This window comes from Halomonas aestuarii, from assembly GCF_001886615.1.
Lineage (GTDB): Bacteria > Pseudomonadota > Gammaproteobacteria > Pseudomonadales > Halomonadaceae > Halomonas > Halomonas aestuarii.
In genome coordinates, this window is sequence record NZ_CP018139.1 from 213,706 (window position 1) to 229,655 (window position 15,950).

Sequence of the window (15,950 nt, forward strand, 5' to 3'; positions counted from 1 at the left end):
GGCCGGCGCACCTGCTGTGGCTGGTGCTGCTCGCGGCCCCGTCCGGCGAGGCCGGATATGCAGGAGACGCTCCGCTCACCGTGCTGAGCTGGGGCGGGGCCTACGAGCGCGCCCAGCAGGCAGCCCTGTTCGCGCCCTACACCGCCGCCACCGGCCGCCCCGTGGCGGTGGAGCAGTACGACGGCGGGCTCGATGAGCTGCGTCGCGCCGTGGCCGACGGCGAGGTGCCCTGGGACCTCATCGACATGACCCGCAGCGAGGCCATGGCCGCCTGCGAGCAGGGCCTGCTCGAGCCCCTCTCGTCCTCGCTGCTGGCTCCGGCCCCGGACGGCACCCCGGCCGAGGAGGACTTCCTGCCGGACGCCTTCGGCCGCTGCGCCATCACCCACAGTGTCTTCGCCACCGTGGTCGCCTACCGCACCGACGCCTTCCCGGGACGGCGACCCACCGTGATCGGCGACCTGTTCGACCAGCGGCGCTTCCCCGGGCCGCGCGCACTGCAGGACACCCCGGCGGTCAACCTGGAGTGGGCGCTGCTCTCCTATCGCGTGCCCCTGGAGGAGCTCTATCGGCTGCTCAGTACCCGACGCGGCCTGGACCTGGCCCTGGAGCGCCTGGACGAGCTCGAGGAGATCCAATGGTGGGAGGCCGGCGATACCCCGCCGCGCCTGCTGGCCGAGGGCAAGGTCGTGATGGCCTCGGGGTACAACGGCCGCTTCTTCGATGCCATGGTCAACCGGGGCGCCCCCATCGCGATCCTCTGGGACGGCCAGGTCCAGGAGCACGAGACCTGGGTGATTCCCCGCGGCAGCCCCCACCCCGAGGCGGCGCGGGAATTCCTGCGCTTCGCCACCACCACCGAGCGCCTGGCCGACCTGGCGCGGCACATCCCCTACGGCCCGGCCCGTCGCTCGGCGGCCGTGCGGGTCACCACCCACGCCGAGACCGGCGTGGACATGCGCCTGCACATCCCGACCCACCCGCTGAATGCCGAACGGGCCTTGGTCAAGGACGAGACCTGGTATGCCCGCACCCTGGCACGCATCCAGGCGCTCTTCCGCGACTGGCGGAAATCGAGGGAATCGCGGGAACCGGAGTGACGGCACGCGGGCAGGAGAAGGCAAGCAGGAAGCAGAGACGGCAAGGAAGGACGAGTGGCGCCGGGACGGCGGTCAGTGCACCACCAGGGCGTCCACCAGCATGATCTCGCAGGCTCCCTGGCCGGTATCGGTGCGACGGGTGCTGGTTCGCCACGTCCAGCGATCGCCCTCGATATCCACCAGGTGACCTCGCAGCGTCACCCTGTCCCCGGCCTCGAGACGCTTGAGGGATGCCATCGTCGCGGCATCGCCGGCCAGCATGTGAATGTTGCTGCTGTTCAACGCGATCGTCCGGGGCGGGATGGGGGGCGGGGCGTCGGTGCGCCAGTAGTACCAGCGATTTCGCTGCGAGATCTCGAGCGCCTCGATCACAGGTTCCTCGGCCATCGGCCCCCAGCCCAGCGCCAGGTCCAGTGGGGAGAGACGCGCGTCACGGCCCAGACGATACGACCGGCTCGACAGCACCCTGGCCGTGAGCTCGAAGGTGGCCCGGGGCACCACCCGGACGTCGAGGCCCTCGACGGGCAGCCGGCGCGGCGCCGCCACGAGGTCGCCCTGGCGAGGCGGTTCGGCGATGGAGAGGAGGGGCGCCCCCTCGGGGAGCGGGTGATGCTCGGCGATGGCGGTGGCCACCACCTCGGCGGGCGGCGCGATCACGAAGTGGAAGAGCCCCCAGCCCACCAGGCCCAGCAGGGCGATGCGTTTCCAGGGCATGTGCCACCTCGCCTCTCTATCGGGCCTCGATGCGAGCCCGTCAGTCCAGCGGGCGGGACGGCGGGGAGGCCCGCAGCAGCAAGTTGCGCGGGGTCAGCTCGCGCTCGCAGAAGGTGCCGAGTTCCACCGAGAACCCCGCCTCCTCGAGCCGCAGGGTCCGGTCCAGCACCAGCCACACCTCCAGCGGGCGGCGGAACAGGTGGCGCACCAGCTCCAGGCGCGTCACCTCGGCCCGGCGCCGATGCCCGGCCGCCTCGAAGGCCGGCCAGTCGAGGCCGGCCGGCAGGACCAGCCCCTTCCGCTCGGCCGCCCACCGGCAGAATGCCTCGAAGCTGCCGGGCAGTCGACCATAGGCCAGGCTCGGCACCGGCAGGTAGGCGTCGACGCCCCGCACCTCGCGCTGCAGCAGGTCGAATCCCAGTCGCCAGCCACCGGCCTGCTCACGCTGGCGGCGAACATGGCGCGGGGCCGTCACGGTCTCCTGCACCGCCATGGCCAGATCCTCTCGGGTGAGCGAAAGCCCCGAGGCCGCCAACCGCTCGCGGCCCTGTCGCGACAGGGGCCGGTAGTGGGCCTCGGCGGTACGCTGATAGCAGCATGGCGCCAGGGTCATGGCATTGCCGTGCTCGGTGGAAAGCTCGATCAACCGCCCGTGGAGGTCGCCGCAGGCATGCAGCGCCGCCACCCGAGTATCGGAAGAGAGCCACCGCCCGGCCCCGGGCGCCAGCACGTCCTGCTCGGCCATGCGCACCGAGGCCCCCTGGCGCTCGGCCAGCCGCTGCCCCTCCCGGCACAGCGCCGGCTGCCACTCCAGGGCCGTCACCTCGGCATCAAGTCGACGCGAGAGCGCCCGGGCCATGTGCCCCTTGCCCGCGCACCACTCCACCAGTCGTTCGCCGGGCGAGGCCCCCACCCGGGGCAGGAAGGCCTCGATCTGCGACCACTTGCGCCCGCCCACATGGGCGGCCCAGGACGACGGCAGCTCGACGACGTCGCCGGCAAGCTCCGGCAGCTCCACCAGGCGGGCGAGTTCGGCCACCGGCAGCCACTCGTCCAGCGGCGACTCGCGGAAGGGAGCGTCCTGCAGGCGCGTCGTGGCCGCGTCGGAAAGCTTGAGCAGCGCCGCTTCCAGCCCAGGCCACGCCTCGCCCCAGGGCGGGCGGCGATGCTGGAACGGCAGCGGACGCCACAGGTCCTGCCTTTCGGCCAGCAGCTCGGTCAGCCGCGCGAAGCGGTCCTGGTGGGAGAGGTCCTGATGGGAGAGGGACTGGGACATAAGTGGTCGGTCTCTGGCGAAGGCCGCATTGTAGGAGCTTCGCGACCGACTTGCATGGCCGGGCGCCAGGCGACAGAGTGCGGGGTTGCGCCGCGCCGGCGCGCCCGACCTTGACTGCCAGGAGCCAGACCGATGCCCGTCTCCCCCGATGCCTCCTTCCGCAGCGTGCTGGTCACCGGCGCCTCCAGCGGCATCGGCCAGGCCGCCGCCCTCGCCCTGGCCAAACGTGGCTGGCGCGTGTTCGCCACCGCGCGTCGCGAGGAGGACCTGGCGCGGCTGCGTGACGAGGGCCTCACGGCCGTCCCCCTGGACCTGGACGACAGCGACTCGATCGCCGCCTGCCTCGAGGCGGTCCTGGAGGCGACCGACGGGCGACTCGATGCGCTGTTCAACAACGCCGCCTATGGCCAGCCCGGGGCGGTGGAGGACCTGTCCCGGGAGGTGCTGCGCGCCCAGCTGGAGACCAACCTGCTCGGCACCCACGAGCTCACCTGCCGGGTACTGACGGCGATGCGCCGCCAGGGCGCCGGGCGCATCGTGCAGAACAGCTCGGTGCTGGGCCTGGCCGCCATGCCCTACCGGGGCGCCTACGTCTGCTCCAAGTTCGCCCTGGAGGGGCTGACCGATACCCTGCGCCAGGAACTGCACGGCAGCGGCATCCGCGTCAGCCTGATCGAGCCGGGGCCCATCACCAGCCGCTTCCGCGAGAATGCCTACCGCGCCTTCAAGGCCCACATCGACACCGCCCACAGCGCCCATGCCGACACCTACCGCGCCGTGGAGGCCCGGCTCGCCGGACACGATGATGGAGGGCCCTTCACCCTCGGACCCGACGCCGTGGTCGACAAGCTGGTGCATGCCCTGGAAAGCCCGCGCCCCCGGGCGCGCTACTACGTGACCGTGCCGACCCACCTGTTCGGCACCCTGAAGCGCCTGCTCGGCACCCGGATGCTGGACCGCGTACTACTGCGTGCAACCCGCGGCGAGCGTCAGCCCTGAGGGCCGGAAAGACCGTCAGATGGTGTTTCGCAGGCCCAGTTCATAGGGATGCGGGTCGAGATAGGTCTGCTCGCGGATGTACTCCGACCCGTAGCGCTTCACGTAGTGCTTGAGCAGGCGGATCGGCACCACCAGGTGCACGTGGCCCAGGCGGTAGTCCTCGATGGCCGCCAGCAGGTCCTGGCGGGTCTCGCCGTCCACGGCCTGCTTGAGGTAGCCCAGCACGTGCATCAGGGCATTGGTGTGGGTCTTGCGGGTGGCCGGCCGGCCGAGCGCCGCCATGAAGCGCTGCAGGTAGTGGGTCATGGCCTCCTGCAACGGCAGCCTGCTGGACTCGGCCAGGTAGCGCCCCAGCTCGCGATAGGATTCCACGTGGTGGGCCATCAGCAGGTACTTCTGGCGGCTGTGGAACTGCAGCAGGGCATGGTAGCTGGGGGCGGCCTCCACCCGGCGCTTCCAGTCGTCGAAGGCATAGACCCGGGTGATGAAGTTCTCGCGCAGCACGGCATCGTTCATCCGGGCCTCCTCCTCCAGCGGCAGTTCCGGGAAGTGGCGGCGCAGGGCGCGCACGAACGCCCCCGAGTCGGCGTGGCTGGGCATGCCGTTGGGATGGTAGACCTTGACCCGCTCGAGCCCGCAGCTCGGCGACCCTTTCATCAGGATGAAGCCACGCAGGTGACGGTGGTCGGCGACGAAGGCCTCGCTGACCTCGTCCAGGCGGTCGGTGACATCGAGGCTCGGATCCCTGGTGCCCACCACCCGGGGCTCCTCGCCCAGCAACCCCACCAGGCGGATGGGGTCCCGGGGGACGCCGAGCCCGGCCTCGAGCTCCGGGCAGAAGGGTTCGAAGGCGAAACGGTCCTGCAGGACCTCCAGGCAGTAGCGGGAGCGCTTGTGACCGCCGTTGTAGCGCACCTGCTCGCCCATCAGGCAGGCACTGATGCCGACCGGGATCCCTTCCCTGGTTGCCGACTGTTCCATAGTTGCCATTCTCCTCTTGCCGCTCTTGTCTGGGCTCGCGCTGCGTCCACGCCCCGACATGGCCTGCGGGGCAGCGCCATTTTGGCACAGCCAAGCCGCGCTGCCAGTCCCGACTCCCCTGCCGAGTGATCACCGCCGGCTAGCGCTCCAGGCCCAGGCGCCGATGCCACTCGGCGAGGCTCTCCTCGGGGTAGCCGGCGAAGCAGCGGTCGTTGTCCCGTGCCTCGACCTCGACCCAGGAGGCCTTGCTGTCCAGCAGCAGGTGGACCCGCTCGGGCGGGATCGGCAGGTCGCTGTCGATCGCCGAGGCGAAGGGATGGACCAGCTCGGGCCAGCCCGGGTCGAAGACCCACAGCGCGCTGCCACAGCGACCGCAGAAGTGGCGCTCGCCCTCGCTCTGCTGGCCGTCGATCACCGCATGGTAGACCCGCGTGTGCTCGCCTCCCTCGACCTCGAGGGTGTCGGCAAGTGCGCCCAGGTTGATGGCATAGCCGCCACCGCCGGCGGTCTTGCGACAGATCGAGCAGTAGCAGCGCTGGTAGGGATAGGGGTGGGGGGATTCGACGCGAAATCGCACGGCGCCGCAGTGACAGGAACCTTCCAGCCGCATGGGATCACTCCTCCAGGTCGAGGGCGAGGTTGATACACGTCAATCGTGCCATCCCATGGACGGCTATGCTGGATGACAGTTCCCGACCCGGCCCAATCGGGCGGGTCGAGTCCACCATGACCGCACCACGAGCCAGCCTGGCTCGAGAGGAGATGACCCATGAATTTTCGCCTTCCGACGCTCGCCCTGGGCCTGGCCCTTGCCCTGGGATCCAGCGGCAGTGCCCTCGCCCATGGAATGATGGGCCATGACCAGGATGATCGGGGGCCGGGCTACGGCCAGACGGGACCCGGCATGATGGGGTACGGTCAAGGGCAGACGGGCCCCGGCGCGATGATGGGGCCGGGCTATGCCCCGATGGGCCCCGGCATGATGGGATACGGGCCGGGCTATGGCCACATGGGACCCGGCATGATGGGATACGGGCCGGGCTATGGCCACATGGGACCCGGCATGATGGGATACGGGCCGGGCTATGGCCACATGGGACCCGGCATGATGGGATACGGGCCGGGCTATGGCCACATGGGACCCGGCATGATGGGACACGGGCCGGGCTATGGCCGCATGGGACCCGGCATGATGGGACACGGGCCGGGCTACGGCCACATGGGCCCCGGCATGATGATGGGGCCAGGCTACGGCCAGATGGGCCCCGGCATGATGATGGGGCCGGGCTACGGCCCGATGGGGCCCGGCATGATGGGATACGGGCCGGGCGGCATCGCGCCGCTGCTCGATGAGGGGCAACGTGAGAAGATGCATGAGCTGATGGAGGCGCATCGGCCTGACCAGCTCGAGCGCATGAACCAGATGCGGGAACTGCAGGAGGAAATGATCGGCCTGATGCAGCAGGAGCGACCGGATCCCGACGAGCTGTCATCCCTGCACGAGCGCATGGCGGAACTGCATGGCCAGATGATGCTCGAACGGCTACGGCTGCATAATGCCCTGCAGGACCTTCTCACCGACGAACAGCGCCAGTAACTCCACTCAGGCGGGGTTGTACGCTGACGACCACCAACAGGATCAGGCCCATGGGTGACATGGGCCGGTTACGGAGACCATTCATGAATCGTGCGACCACCTCCCTGCTGCTCTCCGGGGCTCTGCTGTTGGGCGCTGCCTCCGCCCAGGCCGCCCTCCCGGAGGAAGCGACCCTCTACAAGAATCCCCAGTGCGGCTGCTGCGACGGCTACGCCAGGCACCTCGAAGCGATGGGGATCGAGGTCACCGTCGTCGATGACGTCGAACTGGGCAAGGTCAAGGAGGCCTCAGGGGTGCCCTACGGCCTCGGCGCCTGCCATACGGTCGTGCTGGGGGAGTACGTGATCGAGGGACACGTGCCGCTTGCGGCGATCGAGGCCCTGTTCGAGCAACGCCCCGATATCGACGGCATCGGCCTCGCCGGCATGCCCATCGGCACGCCCGGCATGCCCGGCCCCCAGAGCGAGCCCTATGAGGTCTACCAGTTCGATGACCATCGGGACTCTCCTTTCATGACGCTCTGAGCCTCTGAAACTCTGAGCCTCTGAAACTCTGAGCCTCTGAAACTCTGAACCACAGAAACTGACGCCCTTTACCTCAGCGCTCCCGGCCCCGAGCCGGGAGTGCTCATTTGTGGGCCCCACCATGCGGGTGTTGGCTGCCGATGACGCCCATCAGGGGGAAGATCATGACCGCACGCTGGTGGCGATGGGGGCTTGTTGGTATCGTCGGCGCGGCATTCATTCCCCTGGAGTCACCATGTCACAGAAGATCTACTGCATCGCGAGCTTCAAGCCCAAGCCCGGCAAGGAGGCCGCCGTCTTCCAGGCGCTCCAGGCCCTGGAGCCGAATGCCCATCGCGAGGACGCCTGCCTGCGCTATACCGTCACCCGCCAGATCGACAACCCCTTCGCCCAGGGCGAGAGCTACCCCATCGTCTTCCACGAGGTCTGGACCAACCGCTTGGCCTTCGAGGCGCACTGCCAGCGCCGGGAGATCCGTGACTTCTTCGCCCGCCAGGTCGAGGCCCCGGACGGCGACATCGAGGATGCCAACGTCTGCGTCTATACCGACGAACCGGCCGACTTCGACGCCCCGAGACTCTGACCCCAGGAACGAGCGGGCACCCGGCCGGTGCCCCGCAACGCGATTCGCCGCCGGCCGCCTCGACCATGGCCTTGCGCCGACGCAGCGAGTCGATGGCGGTATCGGGGATCAGCAACGGCCGCGAGGCATCGGGATAGCGCTGGCGAAAGCGGCGGAACTCCGCCACTATTCGGCAGGCTCCTGGCAACCTGGATGGGGGATGATGCCTCTCGGCACCTCCGCGGCGCCTCCGGGTCCGGCTTATGGGCCGGACGGCGCAGCCGGCGACCCTGGCCTGGCGCTTGCCCGTTCCTTCCTTTCCCGGGTCCTTCCCGGCCGCGGATCGTGCTACCGGACTAACCGTCCAGGCGTACTCGGCGAAGGCTGTATTCTCCCCCATAGTTCACCAGTACGAAGCCGCGGAATCCCTGGCGAAGGTGCAGATCACGTGCCTGGATGACGCGCCGGCCATCCACCCGCACTTCCATCCCGCCGTCCACGTTGCGACTCCAGTTCAGGGTATGGAAACGGCCGTCCTCGAGATCGAGGGTGCCCTCGCTGCTGGCGATCACCTCGCCCCCTTCGGAGGTCAGCCGCACCAGGCTTAGCCCCGGGCGTGCCCCAGGGTTGTAGACCAGCCGATATCCCCCGCCTGGCTGGCTGCCCTGAAACACCCCCAACTCCAGGCTGCCGGGTCGCTGGTAGGACGCCAGTTCCATCTCCAGTGCAAAGTCATTGCCGACCGGCGCCTCGACGAAGATCCGGGCGGGCTCTGCAAATTCGACCTCCGGTACCGGTGTCGTCTCGGTGGCACGCGGGGGCAATCCACCCGCCTGCTCGAGGATCAGTTGCAGGACCGCAAGACCGAGCTCCTCCTCCCGCCGCCGCGGCTGTTCCGTCGGCGTTTCGGACCCGACCGCACGTGGCTTCTGCACGATACTGCGCAACCCGCGGTCATCGACATCGAAGCGACCACTGAGCACGGTCCATGCTGGATCACGTCGGAAGTCGCCATCGCGGAAGCTGTCCTCGAGCACGGCACGCATCGCCTGCTCGGCGGAGGACGAGGGCGCAGGCGACGAGCTCTCATTCCGCAAGCGCTCAAGCAGCGTCGTCGTCACCAGGCCATCCTGTGGAAGCCCCACGGTGCCCTGGTAGTCGCGGATCGCATTACGGGTACGACTGCCGATCAGCCCATCGGCAGGACCGGCATCATAGCCCAGCTGGTTGAGTTCCCGCTGAATACCGGCGACTCGCTCGCGGTCCGACAGCATCTCGACGGAGGTCGATGCCTCGGGAGATACAACCGAACCCGGCTGCCAGGCACGGGCCGCCTGCTGAGCATCGGCGATCTGCTGACGCGTCATCCTGGTGGCCACCGCATCGCGGGCAGCGGCAGCATGTCGGTGACCTCGGGATGCAGCAATGTTGTACCACTTGTGCGCCGCCACGAAATCCTGCGGCGTTCCATTGCCGGCCTCGTAAAGGCGCCCCAGCATGTACTGGGCATCCGCATCGCCGGCGACGGCAAGGCTGGAGAAGCCCCGCAGTGCCTGGCGGTACTCCTGCTCCTCGAAGCTATGCATGGCATCGTTGTAGTCGGCACTCGCCAGCGCGACATTACCGAGAAGCAGAAGGATGAACAGCAATCTCTTATTGATCATGGGCTCACTCCAGAGTGGGGGAGCATCTTCGACGCTCGGCTGAAGAGGACCACCGCCGGGCTATGCAGGAAATATAGTGCACCTGGTCAGGAAACATCGATGACAGGCTGAGCGACGCGACCTCAAGGCTCCGCGAGAAGCCCCAGCAAGGACGCAGGCCGTTGCGGCCACGTCAGCCGCTTCAGCCCGGCCCAGAGGGTCACCTGGTTGGCGGTCAGCACCTCGCCGCCTGCCGCCTCGACCATGGCCTCGCGCCGACGCAGCGAGTCGATGGCGGTATCGGGGACCAGCAGCGGCCGCGAGAGATCGGGATAGCGCTGGCGAAAACGGCGAACCTCCCCGAGGATGTCGGCACGGTGGGAGTCCTCGGCATAGGGGCAGTCCAGCGCCTTGTCGTGGATGACGCCGACGCCGCCCTCGCGCAGGAAGCTCACGAGCCTCAGGGTGACATCGTCCGGATAGGGACTCAGCAGGTCGACCCGGTCGAGTCCCAGGCTTTCGAGCGCCTCCAGGAAGGCCAGGGCAGTGCTGGTCACCGGCACGCCCAGTCGCGCCTCCAGGCCGGCACGCTGCTCTCGGGCCCAGTCGAGCCCGCCGATGAAGCTGGCGCTGGTGCAGGCCCATACCACGGCCTCGGCGCCCTCCTCCTCCACCAGCCGCCTGCCCATCGGCACCAGCCGCTCCACGTCACCCAGCGCCAGCAACGCCGCAGGGGCATGGTGGCCGTCACTCGGCACCTTGCCCACTTCCAGACGCGGCAACCCGGGCACCTCCTCGCCGAGGCTGTACCACTCGTAGTCATCCGGTCCATCGTCGGGCAGCAGGATGCCCAGGCAGGGTTCTTGCGACATGCGATGACCTCCCGGTCTGGCTGAAGACGTGGCACAACGGGTCAGGACCTGACCCAAGGCTAGCGCAGCTCCCCGGGCCGCTGGCAATTCCCCTTAAGGCTCAGGCGGTCAGGCTCACAGGAACTCGCGGGTGGCCTCCAGCACCCGGCCGTCCACCGTGCGCTGCAGTTTGTCCTCGATCTCGCTGCACAGGGATTCCACGGCTCGCGAGCTGGCGCCCACCACCACGAAGGTCCACTCGCTGGCATCGTGGCGGTCAAGGTCGCCGCTCTCGCAGACGGCAATCGACGGATGGCGTCCGAAGCGCTCGTGAAGGCCGCCCATGCGCTGTCGCTTCTCCTTGAGCGAACGGCAGCCCGGCAGGGAGATCGTCATGGTGAGGATGGCGATGTGCATGCCCGTCTCCTGTCGGCGATATCGATCACGCCCACTATCGGCGCCTGGCGGCGAAGGCTGCAAGCCCGGGACGCCCTCGCAGCCGGGGGTGATGGCATGGCATCGCGCCGCCCGCGCAAGGTAAGCTCATGGCCGACACTCGACCAATTCCCCGAGGAGGCAAGGGCCCATGCACACTCCCCCCCTCGCCGTGCGCCGCACGCCGCTGGTCGCCGTCTACGGCACCTTGAAGCGTGGCCTGCGCAACCACCACTGGCTGGAGGACGCCGCCTTCCTGGGCGAGGACTGCCTGACCAGCGCCACGCTCTATGACCTGGGGCCCTATCCCGCCGCCAGGCCCGAGCCTTCGCTGGGCATCGAGGTGGAGGTGTTCCAGGTGGATGCCCGCCTGCTGGCCGGCCTCGACCGGCTGGAGGACTACCGGGTCCGCACGCCGCGGGAGGGCGACTACGACCGCCTCATCCATGCGACCCGCTTCGGCCCCGCCTGGCTCTACCTCTACAACCGGCGAGTGGCCGGTTTCCCGGTGATCCGCGAGGGGGCCTGGCTGCCCCGCTAGGGCCGCGCCTGTGATATAACACGCGCTCATCGAGGAAGCCCGTTCGGGATATCACCAAGGAGACGGTCATGGTCCGCTTCATTCTCTATCTCACCCTGCTGGCCGGTCTGGCCTTTGGCGGGGTCTACTTCTACTACGACGTCAGCATCAAGCGCGCCGTGAAGGACCACCTCGACGGCCTCGGCCTCACCGCGGTGGAGGTGAAGCGGGTCGATTTCGACCCCATGGCGCCGCTGGTCACCGATACCCACGTCACCGCCGAGGTCACCTACGGCGGCGCCGAGGCGAGCCTCGACATCCGCGTGATCGGCCATCCGGCCTTCTCCGAGGAGTATCGCCTCGAGCTCGACAGCCTGCAGGCCTTCCGGCTCAGCATCGGGACGGGTGGCTGAACCCGGGCCGGCAGGCGGCCCCTGCTCGGCCTCGGTGCAACGGCCATCGACAGCTATCGTCCAAGTGAAGCGGTCCCGACATTCCGGACGGTCGTGCAGGGATGCAGTATTCTGATCGTATCCACCGTCGGGCTTCCGTCTGCCGCGTGCCGGTGGCCAATACCCATCGGCATGTCGGCGTACACCTGATTGTCCGGGCGCGACAGAACGACGCCGTTGACCGGAAAGCATGCGCCATACGCATCGCGACAATGACGGGACGCCACCTTGAACGCCACCGACGTTGCCACCCGGATGTCTGCTGCGAGCACTGCGGCCTTGCTGATCGCGTCAGCGCAGGCGCCGCTGGGTTCGACGCTGATTGCCGTGGCACTCCCGTCAATCGGCATCGGGATCGGTGCGGATCTCGTCCTGATCACGGGTCTGCTGGTCACCAGTTATCTGGTGGTCAATGTGGTCTGCCAGGGACCTGCGGGAAAGATAAGCGATCTCGTCGGGCATTCGCGCATCCTGTGGACGGGGATGGGTCTTTACGTCATCGGCGCGGGCTCAGGGCTCCTGGCACAGGATGTCGGCCTGTTGTTCGTGTCGCGCTGCGCCATGGCGGCAGCCGGTGCACTGGTGGTTCCCGCCACACTCGCCCTGATGCGCCTGCATGTGCCCAGGCAGCGGCGTGGCCGTATCTTTGGCCTGTTTGGGGCGACCATGGGCATTGCCGCAGCAGGTGGGCCCGCCCTGGGGGGTGAGATCGTGAGCCTGTTTGGCTGGCGCGCTGTTTTCATTGCCAATTTGCCATTCCTGGCTCTCTCGGCCCTCCTGCTGCACCTGTATCCCTTGCCTGCAGGCCACCCCCAGGCACGGCGTTCCCTGAGGGAACTGGCCCAGTCGCTGGATGGTTTTGGCATCGGCCTGCTGGCGCTGTCACTGGCGTTCCTGATCGTGGCGAGCAAGCTCGATGGCCCGGGTTTTTTCGCCATGGTTCTGGCGGGGGCCGTCGCCGGGGTGGCCTTTGTCACCTGGGAGGCAAAGGCCGCGGCCCCCGTCTTCGATCCGCATCTGTTTTCTCGGCCGGCCTTTGCCGCGGGAACGATGATGATCGCCTTGCAGAACTTTGCGATGTACGGATTGCTGTACCAGTTGCCGCAATTCTTTTCCGTGTTCCGCGGGGCCGAGCCACGCGACATCGGCTACATGCTTTTCGTCATGATGATCGGCATGGTGGTTGCCGCACCGGCAGGTGGACACCTGACCGACCGGATCAGCGCACGGAGTGCGGCGCTCTTGGGGTGTGCGCTGCTGCTGACGGGCATGGTACAGCTCTGGCACCTGGGGTCGTTCGAGTCCCCGAAGGACGCGATGCTGGCCCTGCTGATCTTCGGGCTGGGCCTTGGCCTGTGCAACGCACCTGCACAGGCATCCTTGATGAGCGCAGTGGAATCGGGACAGGCGGGAATGGCCGCCGGGGTCAGTTCCACGATGCGCTACCTCGGCGGAATCCTTAGCATTCTGGTGCTCGGCGCGGTCCTGGGAGCCGACACGATCGTCAGCGTAACGCGCCATGAGGTCATGATCTGGCTGTTTACCATCGCCATCGTGCTGTCCGCCCTCATGAGCCAGAGACTGCTGGGCGCGGGGAATGCGGCAGCGGAATCCCCCTGACATCGCTACCCTTCGGCTACCTTACGCCGGCGCCTCTGGCAGTGACCGACATGCGTGGCTGACCTGACCCTTCGAGAGAGCAGATAAAGCAGCCATGTCGGTGATGTGAAGTCTGCTAGCATCAATCTAGTGCCCGACACTCCCCTCGATCTGCATTCATGGCAGGACATCACAACATGAACAGTCCAACTTCCTCCGCCCCGGCCGCGTTTGAAGCACCCGGACCGGGATCGTGGTCCATTGACGCGGCGCATTTCCCGCGCCCGGTGTCGCATTTTCAGGCCGAGATCCATCCACCAGGCATAACCAGCGGGTTTCTGGACTGCGCGCGCCGCTATGGGTTGCTGATCGATACCCTGGACTTTCGCTTCGTGAACGGTTTCGCCTATTCGTCCCCCGTACCCGCGGCCGAGGCGGAAATTCCGGCGCGTTTCAGGGCCGCCGAGGATGTGTTCCGTAACAAGATCTGGAGGGAGGACCTCGCGCGCTGGGACCGCGACGTGAAACCCGCGTCCGTCAAGGCGCATCAGGCGTTGCTGGCCGTAGATCCCGCCACATTGTCCGACGACGAACTGATGACCTATGTCGAGCGTTGCCGCGACAACCTGCAACGCATGATTCATCAACATCACAGCTTCAATCTGGCGGCGATTCTTCCGGTGGGTGATTTCATGGCCCATGTCGGCGCATGGACAAGCCTGCCGATGGGCGAGTTTCTCGCACTGACGCGTGGATCTGCTCCGGAATCCGCCGGATCCTTTCCGGAGATGGATCGACTGGCCGAGGAAATACGAAACAACCCGGATGCACGCGAACTCCTGGAATCCGGGCAGGCGAGTGCAGATATCCTCGAACTGCTCTGTAATGAGCTGAATTCGCTGGGTGAAGCGACGAGAGACTATCTTGGCGTGGTCGGCGACCGACTGCTCAACAGCCTTGATACCGGCGAGCCCAGGGCCATCGAGGTGCCCGACGCGCTCATCGCCCGGATCAGGATGGCCGTCGAGCAGCATGAGCATCAGGACGTGGCCGTGACCGAAGCGGACGTGTCCAGGCTGCGAGAGAAGATTCCCTCCGAACACCGCGCCCAGTTCGATGAGTTGCTCGACGAGGTGCGTCTGATGTCGCGGCTTCGTGACGAGCGTGGCTTCTACAGCGACGTCTGGGCGGGGGGTGTCATGCGCCGCGCACTGCTTGCCGCCGGCGCGAGGCTTGCCGCGGAGAGCCGGATCGAAGCGGCGGCACATCTCGTCGAGGCAAGCTATGAGGAAATCCAGGCCCTTCTCAGCCGAACGGGTGGCCCTGGCGCGGTGGAACTCGCGGAACGCGCCAGGTATCGCAAGGAGCAGCGTGCCGAGAATGCGCCTGCGGAACTTGGCGATCCCGCCTCTCCGCCACCCCCCATGGACGGCCTGCCACCACAGGTGATACGTGTGATGACCGCCCTGGGGACGGCCATTCAATCCCTCGGGGCGGGGCCTCAAGACAATCGCGACAGTGCCGTCGTCAAGGGAATCGGGGCCAGCCCCGGCACCTACAGCGGAATCGCGCGTGTCATCGACAGTATTGAAGACCTCAGTCGCCTCGAACAGGGGGATGTGCTGATCACGGCGGCGACCACAGACTCCTTCAACATCGTCCTTCCCCTGCTGGGGGCCATCGTCACGAATGCCGGCGGCCTGCTGTCCCATGCCGCCATCGTGGGACGCGAATATGGCATCCCCTCCGTCGTGGGAACCCGCAACGCCACCGCTCAGATCGCGGACGGAACGCCTGTGACGGTGGACGGAACGACAGGCGAAGTCCGGATCGACGCCCCATGACACCGATTCCATTGTCGTCGGCCCGCAATGAGCAGGCCTACGGCGGAAAGGCCACGCAACTCGGTGCGGCGATCCGCGCCGGGCTGCCTGTGCCCGAAGGTTGCGCGCTCGATACCGCGTTCGTCGATGCGATCGCATCGGGTGACCCCGGCGCACGGGAGGAACTTGCTGGAATATGTGCGCAGATGCCCGGTCCGGTGGCCGTCAGATCCTCAGCCATCGGCGAGGACTCGGGTGGTGCGAGTTTCGCCGGACAGCATGCTACCGTTCTCAACGTCATGGGTTTCGAGGCTGTGTCGGACGCGGTTCTGGTCGTCCGGAAATCGGCATGGACGGAGTCTGCCCGGGCGTATCGCGACCGTATCGGGGTGGACACGGACATACGCATGGGCGTGGTCATTCAGCGACTTGTCGCCGCGGAGGTGGCCGGCGTGCTGTTCACCTGCAACCCCGTGACCGGACAAGACGAGCTTGTCGTCGAGGCCGTGTGGGGGCTGGGTGAAGCGGTTGTGCAGGGTCTTGTCATCCCCGATAGCTATCGCATGGATCGTGCCGGGTGCCTCATTGAATGCCGCGCAGGCTTCAAGGACATCCGTATTCAGCGTATGCCCGGAGGCCTGACCCGCAAGGAGGCTGTCGCGGAGCATCTTGTCGAGCATCCCTGCCTGGATGCGGAAAAACTGGCTGCGCTGCACGTTCTTGTGTCGCGGTGCGAGAGCGTGTTCGGTACTGGACCACATGACATCGAATGGGCGTTCGAGCGCGAGATTCCTTACCTGCTGCAATTACGCCCGGTGACGAAATACTCGACGGCCTGAACCGCCATCCAGGCGGAGCGGCAAGCACAAAGAAT

At 67.4% G+C, this 15,950-nt stretch carries 17 protein-coding genes; 10 read left to right on the top strand and 7 right to left on the bottom strand.

Annotation, left to right across the window (positions count from 1 at the left end):
- Positions 1–80: 80 nt before the first annotated feature.
- The gene (locus BOX17_RS00970; protein ID WP_244272180.1) at positions 81–1,100 is read left to right on the top strand and encodes an extracellular solute-binding protein; all 1,020 of its coding nucleotides are present in this window, start codon (positions 81–83) and stop codon (positions 1,098–1,100) included.
- Positions 1,101–1,172: 72 nt separating this feature from the next.
- On the opposite strand, the gene BOX17_RS00975 is transcribed toward BOX17_RS00970, so the two are convergent.
- Both BOX17_RS00975 and BOX17_RS00980 read right to left on the bottom strand, forming a co-directional pair.
- Positions 1,173–1,814, bottom strand: coding sequence for a hypothetical protein (locus BOX17_RS00975; protein ID WP_071941634.1), 642 nt, complete (start codon positions 1,812–1,814; stop codon positions 1,173–1,175).
- 40 nt (positions 1,815–1,854) lie between these two features.
- Positions 1,855–3,090, bottom strand: coding sequence for a methyltransferase (locus BOX17_RS00980; protein ID WP_071941635.1), 1,236 nt, complete (start codon positions 3,088–3,090; stop codon positions 1,855–1,857).
- Between the two features lie 132 nt (positions 3,091–3,222).
- Between BOX17_RS00980 and BOX17_RS00985 the strand changes: the two genes are divergently transcribed.
- Positions 3,223–4,089 carry an SDR family NAD(P)-dependent oxidoreductase gene (locus BOX17_RS00985; RefSeq protein ID WP_071941636.1) on the top strand — a complete coding sequence of 289 codons (867 nt, stop codon included), beginning with the start codon at positions 3,223–3,225 and terminating at the stop codon, positions 4,087–4,089.
- A 15-nt stretch (positions 4,090–4,104) separates the two neighbouring features.
- Here BOX17_RS00985 and BOX17_RS00990 read toward each other — a convergent pair whose 3' ends face one another.
- Both BOX17_RS00990 and BOX17_RS00995 read right to left on the bottom strand, forming a co-directional pair.
- Complete coding sequence (locus BOX17_RS00990; RefSeq protein WP_071941637.1) at positions 4,105–5,070, bottom strand: YbgA family protein; 966 nt, start codon at positions 5,068–5,070, stop codon at positions 4,105–4,107.
- 139 nt (positions 5,071–5,209) lie between these two features.
- The gene (locus tag BOX17_RS00995) at positions 5,210–5,680 is read right to left on the bottom strand and encodes a GFA family protein (RefSeq protein ID WP_071941638.1); all 471 of its coding nucleotides are present in this window, start codon (positions 5,678–5,680) and stop codon (positions 5,210–5,212) included.
- 159 nt (positions 5,681–5,839) lie between these two features.
- On the opposite strand from BOX17_RS00995, the gene BOX17_RS01000 reads away from it, so the two are divergent.
- The 3 genes from BOX17_RS01000 to BOX17_RS01010 all read left to right on the top strand — a co-directional run bounded on the left by BOX17_RS01000 (position 5,840) and on the right by BOX17_RS01010 (position 7,774).
- Positions 5,840–6,667: a Spy/CpxP family protein refolding chaperone gene (locus tag BOX17_RS01000; protein ID WP_071941639.1), complete on the top strand. Its 828-nt coding sequence runs from the start codon at positions 5,840–5,842 to the stop codon at positions 6,665–6,667.
- 83 nt (positions 6,668–6,750) lie between these two features.
- The gene (locus BOX17_RS01005) at positions 6,751–7,191 is read left to right on the top strand and encodes a DUF411 domain-containing protein (RefSeq protein WP_071941640.1); all 441 of its coding nucleotides are present in this window, start codon (positions 6,751–6,753) and stop codon (positions 7,189–7,191) included.
- Between the two features lie 235 nt (positions 7,192–7,426).
- Positions 7,427–7,774, top strand: a complete 348-nt coding sequence (locus BOX17_RS01010) for a putative quinol monooxygenase (RefSeq protein ID WP_071941641.1) — start codon at positions 7,427–7,429, stop codon at positions 7,772–7,774.
- Positions 7,775–8,109: 335 nt separating this feature from the next.
- Here BOX17_RS01010 and BOX17_RS01015 read toward each other — a convergent pair whose 3' ends face one another.
- The 3 genes from BOX17_RS01015 to BOX17_RS01025 form a co-directional block, all read right to left on the bottom strand.
- Complete coding sequence (locus BOX17_RS01015; RefSeq protein ID WP_071941642.1) at positions 8,110–9,417, bottom strand: peptidoglycan-binding protein; 1,308 nt, start codon at positions 9,415–9,417, stop codon at positions 8,110–8,112.
- A 122-nt stretch (positions 9,418–9,539) separates the two neighbouring features.
- Positions 9,540–10,268: an aspartate racemase/maleate isomerase family protein gene (locus tag BOX17_RS01020; RefSeq protein WP_071941643.1), complete on the bottom strand. Its 729-nt coding sequence runs from the start codon at positions 10,266–10,268 to the stop codon at positions 9,540–9,542.
- Positions 10,269–10,382: 114 nt separating this feature from the next.
- Positions 10,383–10,664, bottom strand: a complete 282-nt coding sequence (locus BOX17_RS01025) for a DUF503 domain-containing protein (protein WP_071941644.1) — start codon at positions 10,662–10,664, stop codon at positions 10,383–10,385.
- Between the two features lie 169 nt (positions 10,665–10,833).
- Here BOX17_RS01025 and BOX17_RS01030 point away from each other — a divergent pair, with 169 nt between their 5' ends.
- The 5 genes from BOX17_RS01030 to BOX17_RS01050 all read left to right on the top strand — a co-directional run bounded on the left by BOX17_RS01030 (position 10,834) and on the right by BOX17_RS01050 (position 15,915).
- Entirely contained in the window at positions 10,834–11,223 is a 390-nt protein-coding gene (locus tag BOX17_RS01030) for a gamma-glutamylcyclotransferase family protein (RefSeq protein WP_071941645.1), read from the top strand.
- A 68-nt stretch (positions 11,224–11,291) separates the two neighbouring features.
- On the top strand, positions 11,292–11,615 hold the full coding sequence (locus BOX17_RS01035) for a hypothetical protein (RefSeq protein WP_071941646.1): 324 nt from the start codon (positions 11,292–11,294) through the stop codon (positions 11,613–11,615).
- A 267-nt stretch (positions 11,616–11,882) separates the two neighbouring features.
- Positions 11,883–13,274: an MFS transporter gene (locus tag BOX17_RS01040; RefSeq protein ID WP_071941647.1), complete on the top strand. Its 1,392-nt coding sequence runs from the start codon at positions 11,883–11,885 to the stop codon at positions 13,272–13,274.
- Between the two features lie 176 nt (positions 13,275–13,450).
- Positions 13,451–15,097, top strand: a complete 1,647-nt coding sequence (locus tag BOX17_RS01045) for a PEP-utilizing enzyme (RefSeq protein ID WP_164508620.1) — start codon at positions 13,451–13,453, stop codon at positions 15,095–15,097.
- Positions 15,094–15,915 carry a PEP/pyruvate-binding domain-containing protein gene (locus tag BOX17_RS01050; RefSeq protein ID WP_071941649.1) on the top strand — a complete coding sequence of 274 codons (822 nt, stop codon included), beginning with the start codon at positions 15,094–15,096 and terminating at the stop codon, positions 15,913–15,915. The genes BOX17_RS01045 and BOX17_RS01050 overlap by 4 nt, the downstream gene beginning before the upstream one ends.
- Positions 15,916–15,950: the final 35 nt, after the last annotated feature.